Raw genomic sequence first — 21,061 nt, 5'->3', positions numbered from 1 at the left:
ACGGCAGATTTACCAGGAACCACCTCATTTACCCGCCCGGCTCCCCCGTGCGGGTTTTCTTTTTCCTCTCTTTCGCCAATAATTTACTGCTGGCAGCTGTGCTATACATTCCCTTCTTACTCTGTAGTTCTTCAAGGAACGCAAAATGGATAATAAACCGCTTACGCTGCTCATCCTGAATGGGAAAGGCGCGGGTAATGATGATCTGCGCGAAGCCATTACCACCCTGCGTGAAGAAGGCTTCAACATTGCGGTGCGTGTCACGTTCGAAAAAGGCGATGGCGACAGGTACGTCAAAGAGGCGATTGCGCTGCAGGCGGAAACCGTCGTTGCAGGCGGTGGCGATGGCACCATCAATGAGATCGCGACAGCGTTGGCGGCATCAGATGCCGATCATCGCCCGGTGCTGGGTATCCTGCCGCTGGGAACCGCCAACGACTTTGCCACCAGCGTCGGCATCCCGGAAGAGATGGAACCGGCACTGCGACTGGCGATTCAGGGCAAAGCGAATGCCATCGATCTGGCCAGAGTCAACAAGAGCCACTACTTCATCAATATGGCAACAGGCGGATTTGGCACCCGCATCACCACAGAAACACCGGAAAAGCTGAAATCGGCGCTGGGCGGTGTCTCCTACTTTATTCACGGCCTGATGCGCATGGATACGCTGAAACCCGATACCTGCGAAATCAGCGGTCCCGATTTCGCCTGGCAGGGTGATGCGCTGGTTATCGGTATCGGTAACGGGCGTCAGGCGGGCGGCGGTCAGCGCTTATGCCCTGGTGCGCTGATCAACGATGGCCGGCTTGACGTCAGTATTGTTACCGCGCAGGAGTTGCTGCCGACGCTGCTGCACTCGCTGACCGGCGACGATGACAATCCCGGTATCGTCACCACGCAGCTGGAGTCGCTGACGATTCGCTCTCCGCACGAGATGACCTTTAACCTGGATGGTGAACCGCTCTCCGGACGCGAATTCGTGATTGAGGTGATGGCGGGCGCGCTGAGCTGTCGCCTGCCGCCGCAGTGTGAACTCCTTTCCTGAGTATGGGTCAGGGGGCGAAAGCCCCTTCAGATTTCTGACAAACTCACAGCTGAACGAATTTAGCAGCAACGCATTAGCTTAAAGCGTAGGGAACACGGGCAGAGGAGGAAAGCGTCCCGCGTCCGGGACGACGCGGGCCGAGCATGCCAGGGATGGCGGCTTTTGCGACTTTCCGATCTGACTGTGTTCCCTTCGTCGGCTGGGTCTTACAGCCAGCAGGGGCAGACGCTGTCAATAATCTTAAGAGGGCGAAAGCCCCTTTTCACGCTGGCCGCCCGTCGTTTTACTACCACGCCGCCCTTTTTGTCGCCAAATAATACGCCAGTTCATTACCCTATTTCGCCCCAGAAAACAGTCTGTGACTGGCTTCACAACTCTGCCAGACTAACTTGTATGGTAGTATTAAACGGCGTACTTTTTCATCATTGAACGCTGACTGAAAGGCAACCAGGATGAAAATTGTTAAGGCGGAAGTATTCGTAACCTGCGCAGGCAGAAACTTTGTTACCGTGAAGATCACCACCGATCAGGGGCTGACTGGCGTGGGTGATGCCACGCTGAATGGCCGCGAACTGCCGGTCGCCTCCTACCTGAAAGATCATGTCTGCCCACAGCTGATTGGCCGCGATGCGCATCAGATCGAAGATATCTGGCAATACTTTTATAAAGGCGCTTACTGGCGTCGTGGTCCGGTTACCATGTCGGCTATCTCTGCGGTTGATATGGCGCTGTGGGATATCAAAGGTAAAGCCGCGAATATGCCGGTTTACCAACTGCTGGGTGGCGCTTCACGCACCGGCGTAATGGTTTATTGCCACACCACCGGCCACACCATCGATGAAGTGATGGATGACTACGCGAAACACAAAGAGCTGGGCTTCAAAGCGATCCGCGCGCAGTGCGGCGTACCGGGCATGAAAACCACCTACGGCATGGCAAAAGGCAAAGGCCTGGCCTACGAACCTGCAACCAAAGGTAACTGGCCGGAAGAGCAGCTCTGGTCAACGGAAAAATACCTCGATTTCACCCCTAAACTCTTTGCCGCGATCCGCGATAAATTCGGTTTCGATGAGCATCTGCTGCATGACATGCACCATCGCCTGACGCCGATTGAAGCGGCGCGCTTCGGCAAGAGCGTGGAAGATTATCGTCTGTTCTGGATGGAAGATCCGACGCCTGCCGAGAATCAGGAATGCTTCCGTCTGATCCGCCAGCACACCGTCACGCCGATTGCGGTAGGTGAAGTGTTTAACAGCATCTGGGATTGTAAGCAGCTGATTGAAGAGCAGCTGATCGACTACATCCGCACCACCATCACTCACGCAGGCGGTATTACCGGGATGCGGCGCATCGCTGATTTTGCCTCGCTTTATCAGGTACGCACCGGCTCGCACGGTCCTTCTGATCTCTCCCCTGTCTGCATGGCGGCTGCACTGCACTTTGACCTCTGGGTGCCGAACTTCGGCGTGCAGGAGTACATGGGCTTCTCCGAACAGATGATGGAACTGTTTGATGCTAACTGGACCTTTGACCAGGGCTACATGCATCCTGGCGACAAGCCGGGCCTGGGCATTGAATTCAACGAGAAACTGGCGGCGAAATATCCCTATGAGCCTGCCTATCTGCCGGTCGCCCGTCTTGAAGATGGCACGCTGTGGAACTGGTAAGGAGAAACACATGAAAAGTGTTGTTATTGAACAGCCGGGTGAACTGGTGGTAGCTGAACGTCCACTGCCACAACCCGCGGCGGGCGAAGTCCGGGTTAAAGTGGCTTATGCCAGCATCTGCGGATCGGACGTGCACATCTGGCACGGTCATAACCCGTTCGCGAAATATCCGCGAGTGATTGGTCACGAATTTTTTGGCGTGATTGATGCGGTGGGTGACGGTGTCGACGCGGCACGACTGGGCCAGCGCGTCGCAGTCGATCCGGTGGTAAGCTGCGGTCACTGCTATCCCTGCTCGGTAGGCCGTCCGAATGTCTGTACCACCCTGCAGGTAATTGGCGTGCACCGCGACGGCGGCTTTAGCGAGTATGCGCTGGCCCCGGCCAGAAATGCCTGGCACCTGCCGGACGCGATTCCCGATAAACTCGCCAGCCTGGTCGAGCCTTTCACTATCGCCGCCAATATCACGGCATTCCTCAAGCCACAGCCGGATGATGTGGCGCTGATTTATGGTGCCGGTCCGATGGGGCTCACCGCCATTCAGGTGCTGAAGGGCGTCTATCAGGTGAAAACGGTGATGGTAGTGGATCGCCTGCCGGAACGTCTGGCGCTGGCTGAGCAGAGCGGTGCCGATCACTTGTTCGATAACAGCGAAATCCCTCTGGCGGCGCAGCTTGAGGGCGTGCAGCCTACGCTGGTTATCGACGCAGCCTGCCACCCCACCATTCTGGCAGAGGCGGCTGCTCTCGCCTCACCCGCCGCGCGCATCGGTCTGCTGGGCTTCTCCGGCGAACCGTGCAGCATTACTCAGCAAAGTCTTACCAGCAAAGAGCTGTCGCTGTTTACGTCGCGTCTTAACAGTAACCGCTTCCCGCAGGTGATTGAATGGATGGAAAAAGGGTTAATCCAGCCAGAGAAGCTGGTCACCCACTACTTCCCGCTGCAGGAGATTGAACGCGCGATGACCCTGTTCGAAAAAGATCCGCGCACCTGCTGCAAAGTGATCCTTCAGATGGGTTAATGCCTACTGAACACCAGGTGTCCTCTGCCGGTGTGTACCCGCCGGCATAATTAAAAAGATAAAACAGATCACGGAGTATGTATGTTCAAGAATCTGCGCTGGACCCTCGTTTTGTTGCTGTTCCTGGTTTATATGATCAATTACCTTGATCGTGTTGCCCTGTCGCTGACGATGCCGCTGGTTGAGAAAGATCTGGCGATTAATGCTGAGCAGTTCGGCATGATCTTCGGCAGCTTCTTCTTCGGCTATGCCCTGTTTAACTTTGTCGGTGGCCTCGCCACTGACCGCTATGGCCCCAAAATCGTGCTGGCCGTGGCCGTGGGTGCCTGGTCCATTTTCTGCGGCATGACCGCACTGGCCACCGGCTTCTGGTCGCTGCTGATCCTGCGAGTGCTGTTCGGCATGGCTGAAGGCCCGATCTGCTCTTCAGCTAACAAAGCGATTAATGGCTGGTTCCCGAAGAAACAGGCCGCCACGGCGATGGGCTTACTGAGTGCCGGGTCACCCTTAGGTGGCGCAGTCGCCGGCCCGATCATTGGTTATCTTGCCCTGGCCTACGGCTGGCGTCCGGCCTTTGTGATCGTCTGCTGTATCGGTCTGGTATGGATGGCGTTCTGGCTTTTCTTTGCCGCTGATAATCCGGCGAAGAGCAGACTTGTCACCGAAAAAGAGCGTCAGCTGATTGATCGCCTGAAAGCTACCAGCCCGAATGATGAGGTAGACCTGTCTGAGACACCCCATCCGTTTGGTTACTATCTGCGCCAGCCGATTATCCTGGTCACGGCGTTCGCCTTCTTCAGCTACAACTACATCCTGTTCTTCTTCCTGAGCTGGTTCCCGGCCTATCTGGTACAGGCGCACGGCCTGGATATCAAATCGATGAGTATCACCACCATGATCCCGTGGATTGTCGGGTTCGTTGGCCTGGCACTGGGTGGCTGGATCTCCGATAAAATCTTTAATATCACCGGCAAACTGTTGTTGTCCCGCAAAATTGTGCTGGTGGTCTCACTGCTGGCAGCCGCGATTTGTGTGGCGCTGGCGGGTACGATAAAAGAGGTGGTTCCCGCCGTGATGATGATGTCGGTCTCCATTTTCTTTCTCTACATCACCGGCGCGATCTACTGGGCGATTATTCAGGATGTGGTGCACAAGAGCCGTATCGGCAGCATCAGCGGCTTTATCCATCTGGTGGGGAGCCTTTCCGGCATCATCGGGCCGATCGTCACCGGCTTTATTGTTCAGCACACTGGTAAATTCGATAGCGCCTTTGTGCTGGCGGGTTGTATCGCCGCGCTGGGGGCTTTCCTGGTGCTGTTTGTGATTCGCAGTCCGAAACCTGAGGATAAACCGGTTTCGGTCTGAGTGTTGTTCCGCTAACAGAACGATGATTTTGGGGCGCTTTGCGCCCCGTTTGCCATAAGGACGGACTATGTTACAGATTGATCGCCTCCCCGCTGAGGTCCGGCGCCCCGCTTACGACCGCAGCCAGTTAAAAACCCGCATGGTGCATATCGGTTTTGGTGCGTTTCATCGCGCTCATCAGGCACTCTGCAGCGACAGGCTGGCTGAACAGGGCAGCGACTGGGGATATTGCGAAGTTAACCTCAACAGCGGCGCGCTGATTCAGGCCCTGCGTGAGCAGCATCTGCTCTATACCCTGACAGAGATGGCCGATGATTCCCTGCATACCCGGGTGATTGGCGTTATTACCCAGGCGCTGCACGGTAAAAGTGACGGTATTGAGGCGGTGATTAACGCCATGAGTCAGCCTGAAGTGGCGATTGTCTCCATGACCGTCACTGAAAAAGGCTACTGCCATCAGCCCGCCAGTGGCAATTTAAATCCCGATCATCCCGATATCGTCCATGATTTGCAGCATCCGGATGCGCCGCGCTCGCTGCCAGGTCTGATTCTGGCCGCGATCCGCCGCCGCCGTGACCAGGGGTTACCTGCCTTCAGCGTGATGTCCTGTGACAACATGCCGGAAAATGGTCACGTCACCCGCAACGTGATTGTGCAACTGGCGCGGCAGCAGGATCCGGCGCTGGCAGCGTACATTCAGCAGCACGTTACCTTCCCCTCAACCATGGTCGATCGCATCGTTCCGGCAATGACCGATGCGGCGTTTGCGGCCCTGAGCGCACGCCTGGGTTCCAGCGACCCGGTTGCGGTTGAAGCAGAACCCTTCTTCCAGTGGGTGATTGAAGATAACTTCGTCAATGGTCGTCCGGCGTGGGAAAACGCGGGCGCAGAACTGGTCAGCGATGTCCTGCCCTACGAAGAGATGAAACTGCGCATGCTGAATGGCAGCCACTCTTTCCTGGCGTACCTTGGCTTCCTGGCGGGTTATGAGTACATCAGCGACTGCATGGCCGATCCCCATTTCCGTGCCGCTGCCCGTTCACTGATGATCGATGAGCAGGCTCCTACTTTGCGCACTCAGGGCGTGGATCTCAATGCCTATGCCGATTCACTGATTGCGCGCTATGAAAACCGCGCCATTAAACATCGCACAGGACAGATTGCCACTGACGGCACACAGAAACTGCCACAGCGTATGCTCGACAGCCTGCGCTGGCACCTGCAGCGCGGCAGTGACTGCGATCTGCTGCTGCTGGGCGTAGCGGGCTGGATGCGCTATGTCGGCGGCGTCGATGAACAGGGTCAGCCGATTGACATCCGCGATCCGATGAAAGCGCAGCTCGCAGAGTGTGTTGCCGCCAGCGAAGAGGGTGAGGCTCGCGTGCGGGCATTGCTCGCCATCCGCGAAGTCTTCGGCGAGGATCTGGCGCAGAATGGCGACGTGGTCGCCCGGCTGACGGCCTGGTATCAGCAGCTCACCACCCAGGGTGCGCGAGCGACAGTGCATCAGTGTCTCAACCGCGGCTAAAAGCGCTGGCGCAGACGCAGCGCGCTGATTAGACTGACACTTTCCCATCGCGCTGGCCCCGGCCAGCCGTAATATGGATATTGCTGCATGTCGATCGCCTATACCATTACTACCAGCGAACCGGTAAATCAGCAGATTTATCGTTATCTGCGCAAAGATATTGTTACCTGCGCAATTCAGCCAGGTTCGCTGCTCTCTGAAAAAGAGGTCTCAGCACGCTTCAACGTCTCACGCCAGCCGGTGCGTGAAGCGTTCATTAAGCTGGCTGAAGCCGGACTGGTACAGGTATTGCCGCAGCGCGGCACCTTCGTGCGCAAAATCTCCGCTAAACGTGTCGCGGATGGCCGATTTATCCGTGAGGCGGTGGAGGTGTCGGTAGTGCGTCGTGCCGCGCTGGAGATTGATGATTCCGCACTGATGGCGCTGGAACATAATCTGCAGCTGCAGCGCATGGCTGCTGAGCGGCATGACAGCCAGGCTTTCCTCACATTGGACGATGAGTTTCATCGTCTGATCGCTGAAAGCATTGACTGCAAGCTGGCCTGGGAGACGGTAGAAAACATAAAAGCGGCCATGGACCGGGTGCGGTTTCTGACACTGAGTGAAGTCTCACCACCGGAGAAGCTGATTGAGCAGCATGAAGAGATTTTTGCCGCTTTGAAGCGTCATGATGCCGACGCTGGCGAAGCGGCAATGCGTCGTCACCTGCAGGAGATGATCTTCTCTATTACCCCGATTGCCGAGCGTAACAGCGCCTGGTTTGAAGCGCCCTGAACCTGAAACTGCCCGCACCGCCTGATTGAAGGTCGATGCGGGTCTTCGCCATCACCACCACTGATGAAAATGGTGCACCGGTCCGATACCTTTCCCGACCTCCAGCGAATCCGCCTGTAACAATGCCTGCTGCAGCCAGTTTTTCGCTTCTTCAATTGTCTCTGCCCAGTCAGCATGACGCGGACGCAATGCGGCTAAGGCGGCCGACAGCGTGCAGCCGGTGCCATGGGTATGGCGGGTATGCACCCGTGGCGTACTGAATCGCTGTTCCGCTGAGTGAGTAATCAGCCAGTCCGGACTCTCCGCCGCCGCCAGATGACCGCCCTTCATCAGCACAGCCTGACAGCCGAGTGCCAGCAATGCCCGCCCCTGCTCGCACATCTCTGCCTCATTAGTGGCAATAGCGCAATCCAGCAACGCTGCCGCTTCCGGCAGATTTGGCGTGATCAGCGACACCTGCGATAATAACTGCTCCCGTACGCTGGTCACGGCATCGGGCGAAAGCAGCGCATCACCACTTTTCGCGACCATTACCGTATCCAGCACGACAAACGGGATCTCAGCCCGCCTCAGCCGGGCTGCAACCCGTTCCACAATGGCCGTTTCAGACAGCATGCCGATTTTTGCGCTGTCGATACGCACATCATCCAGTACCGAATCGAGCTGGTCGGCAACAAAGTTCGGTTCAATGCGATAAACAGACTGCACGCCCTGCGTGTTCTGCGCCACCAGTGCGGTAATCACACTGGTGCCGTAGGCACCCAGAGCTGAAAAGGTTTTCAGATCGGCCTGAATGCCCGCGCCGCCACTGGGATCGGTACCGGCAATCGTCAGAGCATTAATGCGCTTCATGCTCCACCTCCAGCGTCCAGAGTGCATCAATAAACGCCATGACAAAGCTGCCCGGCCCGACTGCCTGCGCCGCCGCCTTTCCCCCCGCCAGGGCCATGACCTGACAGGCTGCCGCCACGTTCATGAGCCTATCGCCTGGCAGAGCACTGAATCCTGCCACGACAGCAGAAAGTGCGCAGCCGGTTCCGACCACGCGCATCATTAACGGGCTTCCACCGGTTATGGCGAGGATTCGCTGACCGTCGGTGGCATAGTCTACTTCGCCGGTGACAATGACCAGCGTGTGCCAGGTCTTTGCGAGTTGCTGTGCCGCATCGAGTGCTGCATCCGCCTGATGTAGCGTATCGACACCGCGCCCGCCGCTGGCCTGCTGCGCCAGCGCCAGAATCTCTGACGCATTGCCGCGGATCACCGCCGGTTGCTGGCTGAGCAGCTGCTGACAAAAGTCGCTGCGCAGCGTTAACGCGCCGACGGCCACCGGATCGAGCGTCCAGGGTGTGCCCGCCTCCCGGGCGGCAGTGACGGCAGCCTGCATCGCCTGCTGACGCTCGCGGGTTAAGGTGCCGACGTTAATCAGCAACGCATCGGCAAAGCGGCTGAACTGTGCCGCTTCGTCAGCATCGATCACCATTGCCGGTGAGGCATTGAGTGCGAGTAACACATTGGCAGTAAAGTTCTGGACCACGTCATTGGTCATGCAGTGCACCAGCGGTGACTGACGGCGGAAAGTGTGCAGAATGGGCGCGAAGTGCGCGGCAGAAAGGTGTTGAGATTGATGTGTCATCGTAGCTCCCAACCGGCGAACAAGAAGGCGAATGCGGTCAGGCATCAGACTTCCCTACGCTGGCATTAATCCAGATCAGGTTCAAAGGGTATTTCTCAGCCCCAAAGGGCACCCCTAGTCTTTGATAAATATGAAAAAATTAGATGTTTGTAGCTTTACAACCTAGTTTGATCATAAGGCAGTTGATCCCACCTTGTAAACCTCTTTGTATCCCATAACTCACAAGAGCAGATATAAAAAAAACCGCTCCTGAGAGCGGCTTTATTTCTTAAACGAGTTGATGATTATTTGCCAAGATGGGCTTTAACTTTTGCTGTTCCGTTCCCTACAGCTTTAACTGCGGCTTCAAGTTCAGCTTTCGTTACACCCAGGGCTTTTGTCCAATATGCAACTTCCCAAGATTCACTAAGACTAATAAAACGCTTGTCTTCTGGTTCTCTTCTAGTCAGATCATCAGCCATTTCAAAACTCCAGAGGTTGATAAGATTATTTGTTCTATTTAGGAACAGGCACAGTACCTGCCCTGTACAAAAGACTAGCTATCAAGCGTAACGGTGTCAACCACAAAACACACCATGTAGATTTTCAGCAAGAAAATCACACTACATATTGTGTATATATCAATTTTTGAATGTCATCTGATTAAGATTAAATGTCATAGAATACCGGCTATTTTCTATGCGACTATGTGCCACTCCGTTAAAGATGTGCGTCAGTTCTGCACCATCAACATGCACATGCACTTAAGTTGTTAGATTCTGATTGATTGAAGGTAATTTGAGATTGAACGAGTCAGAGGCAAATGTGCTCGCCATGTTCTCAGGTCTGTTGAAATAAGCTGGCGTAAAGCTGTTTGCATTGTAACCGCTGCCAGTGCCAAGATAATTCTGATCCATCTCCTTACCTGCCATTGTTAAAACTACTTTTTTATTATTGGCAATAAAAAACCCCTGTACCCCGTTAAAGGGACAAGGGCTGACAAGCAAAAGCTTTATTGTTTGGTTGCGAGGGCAAGCAGCACAGGCCAGGATCTGGCGATCCTTGTTGCTACTGTAGATTGAGGAATGCCGAATAAATCTGCGCATCCTTTCACATTCAGAATCTGTTGAAGCTTATCTTCTGGCACATCCCAAACGACTACAATTCCCGCTTGATCGGTAAATTGAATTTTCATTATTTCACCTTATAAATGGGCTAATTGGACTGGAAGCAGCCAAAAAAATCACCGCCATTTCAATAATAATGACGATGATGAAAGTTATTAACTTCTTGAGCATTACAGGCTGGCGCTGATCTTCAATGTCATATTCGTAACATGGTTCACTGGCAAAATCCCAGCTTCGCTATAAATATCTTCTTCGCCTAAATCTTTCTCAATCAGGTAAGAGTAATATTCTTGCAAATCATTGCTTCGAGCCAGGCGCGTATTGGTAGAAGCTGGAGAATAGATGTGCTGATAAGCATTTGTGCCAGCGCGGAAGATTGGTAGCATTACCATTTCATTACTTGCAAGGAATGCCGTCAGAAGCGGATCGGTTACTTTGATAACATCAACGCTTAAACCCGGAAGGCTCATTGTCTGCACGTTTGGTAGCAGATCCTGACGTTGGAAAATAATATTACCCTCAGCTAGTGGGCTAACATACTGAAAAGCTTCTTTCATTGAAGGATGGAAGCGCAGACGGTTATAAGCTTCAGCACCTGAAAACACCACTACACGAGTGATATCAGAATACAAACCATCAGCAGCGGTATTGATTCGATCAAGATAGCCATTGAACACTTCTAAAACATCTAACGTAGTGCTTGACGCTAAATCAATAGTGTCCGTAATGAAAGGCGCGTCAAAGCTTGCAGCGTAATCGATCACTTTGCGTTCATTATCGGTTTCAGTGAACGGCGTATAAACTTCACCCTTGAATAGAGCACGAGCATACATTGATTCCACCGTGCGCTTGTGTGCTTTCGCGTGAGCCTGAATGTAATCGCCTAAAATGTCTGTATAAGTTTCATCATCAGTGCGACCTGCACGGCGGTTTCCCTTTTGGAAATCAGCGGCGCTAATGGTATCGTGACGAAGGAAATAAGGAATTTCCACAAGGTAGTTAGAGGCGTTGCCACGTTCAGTGGAATTATGTTCAAAACTATAACGCTTTTGAGGTGTATTTAAGAGAGATTTATTTGATTCTGCAAGACGGTCAAACGCTACTCTAATAGATGCGCTTGATTCTTTATCAAAAATACCTAAAGCCTGTAAAAGGTAGTTTTGTTGTGAAGTTAAAGAAAATGCAGGAACAAGATCAGTCATTCCCCATTGTGAGTAATTAAAATTAGCCATTTATTATTATATCCCTCTATTAGGTTGTTGGCAGGTCAGTAGCATCAGAGAAACGGACAGCCGGATCAGCGGAAAGCAGCTCTACAGCTTTGTCTACGTCATTGCATTGTAGTGCGAAGCGTTTAAGCCAAACGTTTGTACCTGCAACAAGCACAGGAATGGCGTCAGTGCTTTGTCTGGCATATTCCAGCACAACATAAGCTGATGTAGCATCAGGGCCAACAAGTGCGCCTGTGGAAGTAATTACGCTACCAGGCTGAACATCTTGCTTCAAAACGACATTGATAACACGACGGCTAAACGCGGCGATCTCGTGCGAAACCACATCTTTAATAGTAAGTGGTGAATTAGGGTAAGCGATCATTTTATATGATACTCCTTGTTGTTATTTTTTCATCTTTTCGATAAGTCGATCAGTAAGAGACATTTCTTTTACTGAAGACTTTTTTGTTTTTTGCATTTCTTCTGCCATCTCTTGAATGCGGCTTAATACATCAGCTTGAGTTGCAGACTTAGCTAAAGTTTCAATCTGTCCACCGTCGAAAACTTCTATAGCGGCTTCTTTGGCAAGTCTTACAATCTCGTTTGCGACTTCTGGATCAGCAAACATTGTGATAGCTACTTTTCCGTCTGAAGTAGCTTTCTTTATAATTATGTCTTTTTTCATTTCAGACCTTTAGATAAAAAATGGCCTCTCAAAATTCTGAGAAAAGCCGAATAACCAATGATCATTTATAGCAATGATTTTTAGGAGAATGCTATCCGAATAACAAGATAGCTATAAACATTATGAGTAATTTTTTCTGTGAAAACGCCGCTGATAGCCACGCTTTTAAATAAGAAGGGGCGAGCCCCTTAAATAATCTAATGGTAAGCAGAAAATGCCATTAACTGCTAACTGCCTATGGGTAACAAATCCTTATGAGGAAGGCGTAAGGCGACACCTTATTAAATGCTCACATTTTTACTATGAGTTTATGCAGTTCGGGTAATCACCCCCTTTCAAAACACAGGGGAACGCGGCACCCTGCTGTAGAAGAAATTGGATAATCCCCTGCATAATTTATTATACACGATTATGCGTATCTATGCAATAAATTTATCGCATTTATTCAATAATTTCAATTTAAATGAATATATATTCGCTTTAGTAAATAACTGCATTCATCTGAGGCTTCATAATATGTTCAATTGTGCTGCTGATAGCCGCTACGATGGTTCCGATTGTCATCAGGTTAAAGTAATCAGTTAAGTGATTCTCTAACAGGTATTTCCGATCCTCTTTTGTGAGTCTATCGCTATAGCTAAAATACTTATCTTTAAGCCAGAATTGATTAATAATAAATATTGAAGTGTCGGAGTACTCACCATAGATAAGGCTGTTTGCTACAGGCTCAACCGTTGAGTAGAATTCGTCAAAGTCGGCTTTGATGTGTCGTTCTTTTTCCATCAACTCATCTCTCCTCTTTTAATGTATCGATAATGCCGCAAACTAATGCGGCCTCTTGTTCAGTCAGCATAAAAGCTCTTGCTACATATGAAGGGCTTTTGCTTTGTTCGTATGCGTCAATGATCTGCCGGTATTGTCTGTGTTTCTGCAATCGACGAAATAGAATTGGATTATCATCCATTATATAACCCCTTCACATAACTCATTTATATCAAATGCATCGTCATTAGCAAGGCGGTTGCTATATAGCCAGCCTTGATAATGTGTTAGATCTTCAAAGATAAAGTGCCAGGGTTCTTTAGCTTTGAACTCTGCTGTTTTAACTTTTCGGGGGTTGAAATAGACTCCATCTAATTGGCAGATTTCATCGATAAGATTTTTTTCTTCCGGGGAAAGCTCTGGAGATTCTCTAACGTTTATTTTAATAACTGGCGGTTTGCTTTTGCTTAAGAAGTTTCTTTTCGATTTTCGCTTTTTCAGCTTATTGTTGAATCCGTTATAAAGTTCTACTTCGGCAAAATTTGATTGGCTGCAATAACCCACTCTCCTCCTTTTCTATTTTTTAAAATTTAAAATGGCAGATCTTCTTCATATTCATAATGTATAGCAGGCTGATTTTTGGTAAAATTGCGCTTAGTTGGATTTATATCATAGCTACAATACTGCTGGATAACGTTATCAATATCCGGCTCGTCGCCGCTCAAATATGATCCTGAGGACTGGTAATAATCAGGATAGTTGGGATAGCCGTCACTATAAGAATTGTTTTGAGTCTGTTTAACTGAAACCTCATCCATCTTAGCGGCTGGAGTGAAAGGATCACTTGCAATGGTAAAGCTGGGAACCGGGAATGGATCGTCTATATCATCTACGTTAACTGTATGGGCTTCCCGCCGAGATTCTGATCCGTCCTTTGCATCCTCTGCGTACCGTGTCCCACGATTTTCGCTATAACTCCTGCCAGTGGCGCTCTTATTGATTGGTAGCACTGCGTACAGGTTACTGTTTCCTCCGCCTCTGATAGTCTTGGTTATTAGCCCCATTTCAATCAGAGACGCTATCCACTTCTCAACTGTCTTTCTTGTTACTCCAAGCACATCTGCAATCTTATTATAAGAGGGGAAAACTTCACCTGTTTTTACCTGCCACCCTTTAAGGTAGGCATAGAGCATTTTATGATTAGCGGTGAACTTATAAGGCTGTCCGTTGTGCTCAATGGTGCTCCGAGACAAAATATCATAGTCAATCATTAGAAACTGACTGCTTTCAGAACTGCAGTGATCTTGGGGATTGTTTTTCATAGTTTTTATCCTCTTTAGGGCTCGTCACTTGGTGTGACATTGATGATAGGTATTGTTCTATAATTTTTGCTACAAGAGCCGCTGATGCCATGCCCTGAGTATTAGCTTCATAGATCAGGTCTTTGTAGACCTGCTGCTTCAGTAGAATTTTCATATTCAATCTCCTGTATGGGTTAATATTAATTTACTGACATTCTCAGTTAGCTATCAGGATTGATAACCGCTACAGCCGACAGGAACAATCGGTGCATTTTCAGAGAGTATTTTATTTTCTCAATGCTGGGGGCATCTGGATTATGTTTGCAATATACCTGTAGCTGTTGCCGGGTATATTCATTATTAATTAAGGCGTGTAAGAAATCTGAGGACGGATTACTTAGGAATTGATTTTTCGGTTTACTAATGGAGCCTCCTGTTTTTTGGTTGCAATAAAAATTTTTTTTCTTATAATTTCATTATAACCTATTTTTAACACATCAGTCAAGTCGTATACAAAAAAATTTTATTATATGGATAGATGTGCTCATAATACATAAAGCGATATTTTGGATCAAGCATTTTTTGTTAATTTGAATAATTACCGCCGCTGGCACTCCCGCTGTGTATGACTTATATGAATGTCAAAAACCACATGCCTCATTTAAGGCTCCTGTAAGCCTCCGTGAGCGGTTTTAATGTAAAGGTATACATATGTATTACCACAACCCTGTTAGGCTCTATGAGACGCTCTGGTGAGGTTTTACCGACAGTACAAAGCAGTTATTTATTTGCTTGGTTTCAACCTACCTATAGTAGCTATGGAAAATCTCGCCTGGCTCTGGTTGCACCCGTTATACGATATTCAGAGGAGTTAGCACAGTACCCGTTAAGAGGGTTAAATCTACGTTCCCATAGCCCGGCAGCAGCCGCACCTCAAGTAGCAGAATTCTAACCTTTGCCTGTACGAGTCTATGGTATGGAACAAAGTGGAATGGCATAGCTAACGAGTGTTAGAGGGATGTTTGCACAGTTAAGGGTTATCTAACTGGGTGAGCATAACTCTTATACATCCAGCACAACTCCAAGAGCTTGCACAGTAATGTGAAAGTGATTGGTTAAGTTGTGTTATTGAGTGTCTGGATTGCAGCCTTACCGTAATCCTGATAGTCAATTACATCCAGCACGAATCCAAGAAGGGAATACAGGATTTATTGTATTTCCTGATTGGTTATGAGTGTTAACAGAGGTGAGCACGAATGCAATGAGGGCAGACCTCTGTGTTACCTTCTCTTCATTGGACGGCTCCGGTATGGAGTCCGGGTATGGGATCTGAGAGCCTGCTCAGGCTTCAGTAAACAAAACAGAACTAAAAGAATTCAAAGGCCTTAATTAGTATTTAATTTATTGTTTATTATTATAGTTAGTGTAGTAGTTAATATAATAGTGGTAATAAATGGAGACCCCTGCCCCCCCTAAACGGAGACCCCTATGGTAATAAATGGAGACTACATCCTAAACGGAGACCACCTACACTTAATCTTAATCAGCCTCCATTTTTCGTCTCCAGTAAGATACCTCCTTGCCTACCTGAACTGTCTATTACTTTAACTGTGCAATCCCCCTTAGCGGCAGCGAGCCGTGCAGGAGCAATAAACACACCTGTATCTGGCTCATATGCTTTCTTCATAAACTTGCTGATCTGGCAACTGGCTGTACGAAGGATTGCAAAAGAGGCTTTCACCCTGCCAGCATTGTTCTAATGCATCAGACGCTATATCAAAGTAGCGAACACACAGTTTTTTCTTTCAGGTAGCTGCTGCATCAATGGTAAAGCTGAATTCACTGTTAAGGTTATCAAATATCCGGCGTGAAGTTCTTCAGTCATCATTACCGCCTTTGTGCTTACCCATCGAGCCATAACGCTTAACATTATAGGATAAAACGCTGTTAATCACTGCCATAAATACCGCTTTAATCCCTGTTAAATCGAACTTAATTCAACCCACATTCTTACAACTATGTGTCTTTCAAAAGTCACTTTCTGACTTTCACTTTGACTTTGCTCGACTTTATAAGTTAAGCGAAGCCAGACGGGGCAAGGCTTGCGGCACAATATCGTTCATCCATCGTAAAAGTCATTTCTTATCTTTGCCAAGCAAATTCTCACCTTTCCTACTTGCTTTCACCAGTATTCTCGAATTTTTTTCTGTTCTCTGAGAAAATCGAAACACCTATTATTACAGATGATACTGTTTCAAAGTGAAATTATTTTTCAGGTTGGTAGATTTGTCTTTTGGGATTTGGAGCAATATTGGGATGAAAGGCTTAAAATCTAAAAACAGTTAGTTCATACAAGATAAACCACAAATTTACTGAACAAGAAAAGTTGCCCTTAATCTCTTTCAAAACTATTCTTTGTGCGATCAAATAGACCTTCAGCCCTCTCTTGCGTTCGAACTAAGTAAAAGGCAACACCTGACTAAATCAATCAAGTGCACGAAATGTCCATTATGTTAAAAAGTGGCAAATCCGAGTGTGTTTAAGGTGTTTCAGAACAAGTTTTAGTGCTGAATTGAGGAAATTGACGTGTTCTGCCGTCCTGATATTTTGGGATTTTGCGGAGTGAGGATGACGGCAGGATGCACGGCGCTTAGCAAAGCAGCCATTGAGATGGGATATTTTCTTTAATCAGTAGTAGAGTGTAGGCATGGCCTTTTTAGTTCCCCACGGCAGAGGGGGAATCTTAAAAGCTTTATTCTTAATGTCTGAAAGTTTTCGAATTATATTTTATCAAATAGTTCTCAAGAGGATAATTATGGCGGGCATTGGCTATTCGGTAGGTAAGTCTATTGACGACTTTCTGCTCGGTGACTTGAACGGTGCGATGTTGCACGCATGTATGGCCGTTGATGGTACTTCGAAAAAATCACACCCGGAAATGTACAAACACCGCACTAGATTTATAACTACGTTGCGAGAAAATTACTCAATCCTCCGTCCAATGTCTTTTCCAGGTTTAGACATCGAGCAAATAAGGTGGCCTGTTAAGATCTCTGCGGAACAAAAGCCTGAAGAATGGCCTGACACAGCCGAGGTAATTTATGGTGTGCACCGCTGTGCCCATGGTCATGGTGACGAATTACCTGCGGGTTTCGAACTAATACCTGACGTACTTCACGGTGATATGAAGAGCACAAGTTTGATAGCCACACCAGGTAGGGTGCAGATTTCTGACAGGGTGATCTTTGGCTTGCTCGCTATCGCCGTACTTGCATCAGTAAATCATAATTTGAATACCAAGGACGGATACTGGTTATCACTCAACCACCAACAATTTATAATTAACGAATGGTGGGGTAAGCGGGATGAGTTTTTAGTTATAGCCGCACCACATGATACACAGCGCGTGAATGTGGATTTAGGTAACTGGTATTCACAGGTGAATTCTGATAGCCAGCTTTAAAACGATTCGCATAATCTGTATGCAAGGTGATCTAAATGAGGAATGCAGATGAAAAAAGTAACAACCACCCTTCTATTGTGCCTGGTAGCTGCTAAGGCGTCAGCCTTGCAAGTAACGCTAACTGATGTTAAACGTGTTGAGAATGGCAGAACAGCCCTATGCATTTACACAGGGCATAACATAACTCGCACTGTTGAGGTTCCAGTAAGCCAGGATTGCAAGGCGGCTATGAGTTTTAAGATGGATGATTAATACTATTTTCTAAAGCCTGTACTATATTGCCGAATGTGGTTAAAAGTAGCGGGCTATTTTTTATATCTATCTTGAAAATCTTTTGATGACTACCTTTTTTCAATTCAGACTTATACTTTTTAGTCATCATGTCATGAATGTCTCTACCCGGTGAGATTGAGTAAATAATCAAAAATCCATCAGCAATGAAACTCCAGATAACAGCATCAATAGTATCATCATAAGACTGCCCAATGTTACTTACAATACCTTTAATTGTAGCATCATTGAAAGCACCTGAAGAATCGACAATCCTAAAAATGCAGACTTTAATGAATTTATCAATACTGAGTCGACTTAATTTGTTAAATCTAAGCTTATTCTGGAGGATGCAGTGCCTTAAAGCATCATCAAGGCTCTCATTTCCTACAACCCCTTGAAAATTTGGGTGTTTAGAAATAGACGCCCTCCATAGAATACTAAGTAAATAGAGGTAATACTTTTCATAATTGAAAGATTTTATTATAATATGGTCATTGTTTTTCCTAAAATTACTCCAATCTCTAAGAACACGAACGCCGTAATTTTCGAATGTTCTAGAGAGGTATTGCTCACAATCATCGCATAGCATTGGCTCTTTGGGATCAAAACTCCCCACTGTTGAATGTTTGCCCTTATGAACCATTACCAGCTTTCCATTCTCTTTGAGATTCTTATAGTAACTTCGAGGAATTATGTGAGAATGGCGTAAAATACTATCTTTAAGACATAGTTTACATATTCCTTTCATTGTTGATTCTCCAGAAATAATTAATTAGTCTGCTAGTTGCACCCTTATAATTCTTAGAAAGATGCCTAATTAAGTAATGCAGGTTTTTTCTTTAAAATTTTTCTGGCCCACGGGTATAGACTGTAGGGAAAAGTCTTCCAATACGAACTTAGATTTGAGGAGCGATAGACCACTCCTTTTGATTCTAGGGAGCAGATCACGCCATCACTAATTTCTCTTGAGATGGTAGAAGTATCATTTTCTAAAAATATCTTTAAATAACTCTTTTCGTCACTTGTTAGGTTCTTCAAGATTTCAAGACGTTCTCTATTTTCTTGAAAACCTCCCACTGCCTGGCTAAAAAATTTAAACATACGACTGACTAAAATAGCTGTAACCAGAAGAAATCCAGGCCCTAACCACGCTCCATAGTTTGCTCTAAATTCTGAAAGGTTCAACTGTTCAATCCATGAAGAAGGGCTGAACAAAATTATTGATAGTACAAAAGTAATTGCTACAACTAGGCTTGTGGGGAGTTTATTGTATGCATCTACAATGTCGGAAAAGTTGGGCAAAAGTCGCACCTTCTGATTTCTCAAGTTATGGCTAACTTATAGCCGTTTCCCTTGCTACAGACAATACTTATTTACTACCCAGCTGAGTAGAATGGTACGAAGGCAAAATCCGCACCTTGCCACTATACCAAAAAATTTGATTAATCTTTTTTCAACGTCTTAGGAATTCCCCTTCCAAGATGCTGACTCCAAAATTTTCGAGGGGAGTCGCCACAATAATCCTGAAGCTGTTTGTAGTCGTTTTTATATGCAGGCATGTTTTTTCCAAATGTAATTTTATCGGGAAGCATTTGGGTTTTGTCACCGATTACTTGGAATGTCACAGCTCCAAATTTTTTGTTCTCATCAATCAATTTCAAGATTGCTACAGTTTCAGTTTCTCCATTATGTAGCTGAGTGATATAGAATTTCCTATCAACGAAAAAATTGAGTAATGACGGCGCTTCGCTTTGGAAATTGATATACCATGTTAACGGCAATGCATCACAGATCTTTTCACTCATGATCTCGCCTGTGATGCTGCCATCTGTCTCCGGCTCCATGCTCATCACAATTTTAGCCTGTTCAACATCTAAACCCAAGTCATGAGAGTTAGCTAAATATTCCGCATTTGTTGACCAATCCCCTTTCAAAAATTCAGAATCGTACAGATAAACTTGCTTGAACTGAGAGTAAGACTCGGGGAACTGGTTAAGCCCGTCTAAAAAGCCGCTTGCTCCAGTTACACATCCAACTACGAAACTGCAAATCGCTGTAATTAAAGTGCTATGTTTTCGAATTCTATTAAACATTGTGAACTAGTCTTCCATTTCAACAAGTTTAAAAACCGTACCATCACTACGAGTCATTGTCCGATTATCAATATCTATATCAAATTCTATTGTTTCGGTTTGTTTTGTAACTGTAAAGCCAGTGCCACCCTCTGAATGTTTTTGTGGTACAATTTTGGTTATGTCCATAGAAACTTTGCCATCCACTATCGGATAAACAAGCTCCCATCTTCTATCCTGAAAGCGCCCTTCTGCAATATACCCGTAAGTAATACCTTCAAGCTCGACTGCAAATTTTTTCATTATTGTCTCCAGAGATAATCAAAATAAATAACTACAAGTTTTTACTCGTACAACCACTTTCCCGCTTTTGCTGATTCAGCGAACATCCTTATCGTTAAAGGTTCCTTTGTCTGAATAACGGGCTTGTCAGTAAACCACTTTCTAAAAAACCAAGGGGTTTCCCAAGGGTAATAGTGATCAATATCCATCCTTGATATATCGATATCAAACTTTTTCCCGAATTTCTCGATGGCTATAAGTAAATCCTCTTGATCAGTGTAATCCTGCAGGACATCATCAAGATCCACGGCATTACTCTTCGTTGGGAGCCATCCTAAAATAGGTAGTTCATCCTGAAAAAAAGTGAGCACTTCGTTATCTGTCACCATACCTTGTCATCACCCCGCGCGATACGATTGTAAGTCACTACGGTTTTATATGTGATTTGAGAAAAATCATTAGCCAGTAGCACCCATCCTACAACAGGAACAGTTCTTCCTACGAAAGCTCCTAAATTATTGACGTACATCGGCTTTAAAAGCTGAATGCTCTTGTTTGTTATGGTTGGGAGACGGAATGGCAGATGTATATCAAGGTAACGGCGTGACATTTTTGAGGCTATAGAAGTGCCTTTAGTGGCCGCTCCAGGCTTTGTACGGGTTTTCAGTAATGGCAATCCAAGGATTATGCTACTTACCGCCACTAAATCATGAATGCCGTACTGTTCATCGATTTTCTCAACGAATATCCAGAAAAACAGTTCACCAGCGGAAAGGTTTGTCATCCCGTTATAGAAGTACGTTCCGTTTAACTCTTCTGTCGTGTCCATACTAATAGCCCCACAGATAAGATAAGTCATGCTAACGG

General features: G+C 47.3%; 25 protein-coding genes and 1 riboswitch. Of the genes, 7 read left to right on the top strand and 18 right to left on the bottom strand.

The genetic code is table 11. The features are described 5' to 3' along the window. Positions 1–145 precede the first annotated feature (145 nt). The 6 genes from yegS to F3I44_RS02105 all read left to right on the top strand — a co-directional run bounded on the left by yegS (position 146) and on the right by F3I44_RS02105 (position 7,400). Positions 146–1,045, top strand: a complete 900-nt coding sequence (yegS, locus tag F3I44_RS02130) for a lipid kinase YegS (RefSeq protein WP_150010393.1) — start codon at positions 146–148, stop codon at positions 1,043–1,045. Between the two features lie 452 nt (positions 1,046–1,497). Further along, positions 1,498–2,712, top strand: a complete 1,215-nt coding sequence (manD, locus tag F3I44_RS02125) for a D-mannonate dehydratase ManD (protein ID WP_150010395.1) — start codon at positions 1,498–1,500, stop codon at positions 2,710–2,712. 10 nt (positions 2,713–2,722) lie between these two features. After that, on the top strand, positions 2,723–3,733 hold the full coding sequence (locus F3I44_RS02120; protein ID WP_150010397.1) for a Zn-dependent oxidoreductase: 1,011 nt from the start codon (positions 2,723–2,725) through the stop codon (positions 3,731–3,733). Between the two features lie 81 nt (positions 3,734–3,814). Further along, on the top strand, positions 3,815–5,098 hold the full coding sequence (locus tag F3I44_RS02115; protein WP_150019251.1) for an MFS transporter: 1,284 nt from the start codon (positions 3,815–3,817) through the stop codon (positions 5,096–5,098). A gap of 67 nt (positions 5,099–5,165) precedes the next feature. Then, positions 5,166–6,626, top strand: a complete 1,461-nt coding sequence (locus tag F3I44_RS02110) for a mannitol dehydrogenase family protein (protein WP_150010401.1) — start codon at positions 5,166–5,168, stop codon at positions 6,624–6,626. Positions 6,627–6,713: 87 nt separating this feature from the next. Further along, complete coding sequence (locus F3I44_RS02105; RefSeq protein ID WP_150010403.1) at positions 6,714–7,400, top strand: GntR family transcriptional regulator; 687 nt, start codon at positions 6,714–6,716, stop codon at positions 7,398–7,400. A 51-nt stretch (positions 7,401–7,451) separates the two neighbouring features. Here the strand turns inward: F3I44_RS02105 and thiD are convergent, their stop codons facing one another. The 12 genes from thiD to F3I44_RS02050 all read right to left on the bottom strand — a co-directional run bounded on the left by thiD (position 7,452) and on the right by F3I44_RS02050 (position 14,279). Further along, positions 7,452–8,252 (bottom strand): bifunctional hydroxymethylpyrimidine kinase/phosphomethylpyrimidine kinase, encoded by an 801-nt coding sequence (gene thiD, locus F3I44_RS02100; RefSeq protein WP_150010405.1) that lies wholly within the window; start codon positions 8,250–8,252, stop codon positions 7,452–7,454. Next, a complete protein-coding gene (gene thiM / locus F3I44_RS02095; protein ID WP_150010407.1) occupies positions 8,239–9,036 on the bottom strand; it encodes a hydroxyethylthiazole kinase in 798 nt (265 codons plus the stop codon). The genes thiD and thiM overlap by 14 nt, the downstream gene beginning before the upstream one ends. A 34-nt stretch (positions 9,037–9,070) precedes the next feature. Then, positions 9,071–9,162: riboswitch (TPP riboswitch) on the bottom strand. 158 nt (positions 9,163–9,320) lie between these two features. Then, positions 9,321–9,497 carry a DUF3606 domain-containing protein gene (locus tag F3I44_RS02090; protein ID WP_150019250.1) on the bottom strand — a complete coding sequence of 59 codons (177 nt, stop codon included), beginning with the start codon at positions 9,495–9,497 and terminating at the stop codon, positions 9,321–9,323. 530 nt (positions 9,498–10,027) lie between these two features. Continuing rightward, positions 10,028–10,210 (bottom strand): bacteriophage CI repressor, encoded by a 183-nt coding sequence (locus F3I44_RS02085; protein WP_150019249.1) that lies wholly within the window; start codon positions 10,208–10,210, stop codon positions 10,028–10,030. Positions 10,211–10,312: 102 nt separating this feature from the next. After that, positions 10,313–11,374 (bottom strand): major capsid protein, encoded by a 1,062-nt coding sequence (locus tag F3I44_RS02080; RefSeq protein ID WP_150019248.1) that lies wholly within the window; start codon positions 11,372–11,374, stop codon positions 10,313–10,315. 19 nt (positions 11,375–11,393) lie between these two features. Continuing rightward, positions 11,394–11,738, bottom strand: coding sequence for a hypothetical protein (locus F3I44_RS02075; RefSeq protein ID WP_150019247.1), 345 nt, complete (start codon positions 11,736–11,738; stop codon positions 11,394–11,396). 21 nt (positions 11,739–11,759) lie between these two features. Continuing rightward, positions 11,760–12,041: a hypothetical protein gene (locus F3I44_RS02070; RefSeq protein WP_150019246.1), complete on the bottom strand. Its 282-nt coding sequence runs from the start codon at positions 12,039–12,041 to the stop codon at positions 11,760–11,762. 480 nt (positions 12,042–12,521) lie between these two features. Beyond that, positions 12,522–12,824 carry a hypothetical protein gene (locus F3I44_RS02065; protein ID WP_150019245.1) on the bottom strand — a complete coding sequence of 101 codons (303 nt, stop codon included), beginning with the start codon at positions 12,822–12,824 and terminating at the stop codon, positions 12,522–12,524. A 4-nt stretch (positions 12,825–12,828) separates the two neighbouring features. Next, positions 12,829–13,005 carry a hypothetical protein gene (locus F3I44_RS23670; protein ID WP_190286003.1) on the bottom strand — a complete coding sequence of 59 codons (177 nt, stop codon included), beginning with the start codon at positions 13,003–13,005 and terminating at the stop codon, positions 12,829–12,831. After that, positions 13,005–13,367 (bottom strand): hypothetical protein, encoded by a 363-nt coding sequence (locus F3I44_RS02060; RefSeq protein WP_150019244.1) that lies wholly within the window; start codon positions 13,365–13,367, stop codon positions 13,005–13,007. Before F3I44_RS02060 ends, F3I44_RS23670 begins: the two co-directional genes overlap by 1 nt. A gap of 26 nt (positions 13,368–13,393) precedes the next feature. Beyond that, positions 13,394–14,125: a helix-turn-helix domain-containing protein gene (locus tag F3I44_RS02055; RefSeq protein ID WP_150019243.1), complete on the bottom strand. Its 732-nt coding sequence runs from the start codon at positions 14,123–14,125 to the stop codon at positions 13,394–13,396. Next, on the bottom strand, positions 14,091–14,279 hold the full coding sequence (locus tag F3I44_RS02050; RefSeq protein WP_150019242.1) for a hypothetical protein: 189 nt from the start codon (positions 14,277–14,279) through the stop codon (positions 14,091–14,093). Before F3I44_RS02050 ends, F3I44_RS02055 begins: the two co-directional genes overlap by 35 nt. A 2,532-nt stretch (positions 14,280–16,811) precedes the next feature. Between F3I44_RS02050 and F3I44_RS02045 the strand changes: the two genes are divergently transcribed. Continuing rightward, positions 16,812–17,567: a hypothetical protein gene (locus F3I44_RS02045; RefSeq protein WP_150019241.1), complete on the top strand. Its 756-nt coding sequence runs from the start codon at positions 16,812–16,814 to the stop codon at positions 17,565–17,567. Positions 17,568–17,802: 235 nt separating this feature from the next. On the opposite strand, the gene F3I44_RS02040 is transcribed toward F3I44_RS02045, so the two are convergent. The 6 genes from F3I44_RS02040 to F3I44_RS02015 form a co-directional block, all read right to left on the bottom strand. Beyond that, a complete protein-coding gene (locus F3I44_RS02040) occupies positions 17,803–18,483 on the bottom strand; it encodes a hypothetical protein (protein ID WP_223811643.1) in 681 nt (226 codons plus the stop codon). Between the two features lie 170 nt (positions 18,484–18,653). Beyond that, positions 18,654–19,142, bottom strand: coding sequence for a superinfection exclusion B family protein (locus F3I44_RS02035; RefSeq protein WP_190286004.1), 489 nt, complete (start codon positions 19,140–19,142; stop codon positions 18,654–18,656). Between the two features lie 140 nt (positions 19,143–19,282). Beyond that, positions 19,283–19,933, bottom strand: coding sequence for a hypothetical protein (locus tag F3I44_RS02030; RefSeq protein WP_150019238.1), 651 nt, complete (start codon positions 19,931–19,933; stop codon positions 19,283–19,285). Positions 19,934–19,939: 6 nt separating this feature from the next. Further along, positions 19,940–20,215, bottom strand: coding sequence for a hypothetical protein (locus F3I44_RS02025; RefSeq protein WP_150019237.1), 276 nt, complete (start codon positions 20,213–20,215; stop codon positions 19,940–19,942). A gap of 41 nt (positions 20,216–20,256) precedes the next feature. Continuing rightward, the gene (locus tag F3I44_RS02020; RefSeq protein WP_150019236.1) at positions 20,257–20,583 is read right to left on the bottom strand and encodes a DUF1493 family protein; all 327 of its coding nucleotides are present in this window, start codon (positions 20,581–20,583) and stop codon (positions 20,257–20,259) included. Next, on the bottom strand, positions 20,577–21,023 hold the full coding sequence (locus F3I44_RS02015) for an STM2901 family protein (protein ID WP_150019235.1): 447 nt from the start codon (positions 21,021–21,023) through the stop codon (positions 20,577–20,579). The genes F3I44_RS02020 and F3I44_RS02015 overlap by 7 nt, the downstream gene beginning before the upstream one ends. Positions 21,024–21,061: the final 38 nt, after the last annotated feature.

Source organism: Pantoea sp. F_5, assembly GCF_008631595.1.
Lineage (GTDB): Bacteria > Pseudomonadota > Gammaproteobacteria > Enterobacterales > Enterobacteriaceae > Pantoea > Pantoea gossypiicola.
Note: the sequence above shows the minus strand (reverse complement) of the source record. Positions and strands in the feature narration are given on the sequence as shown.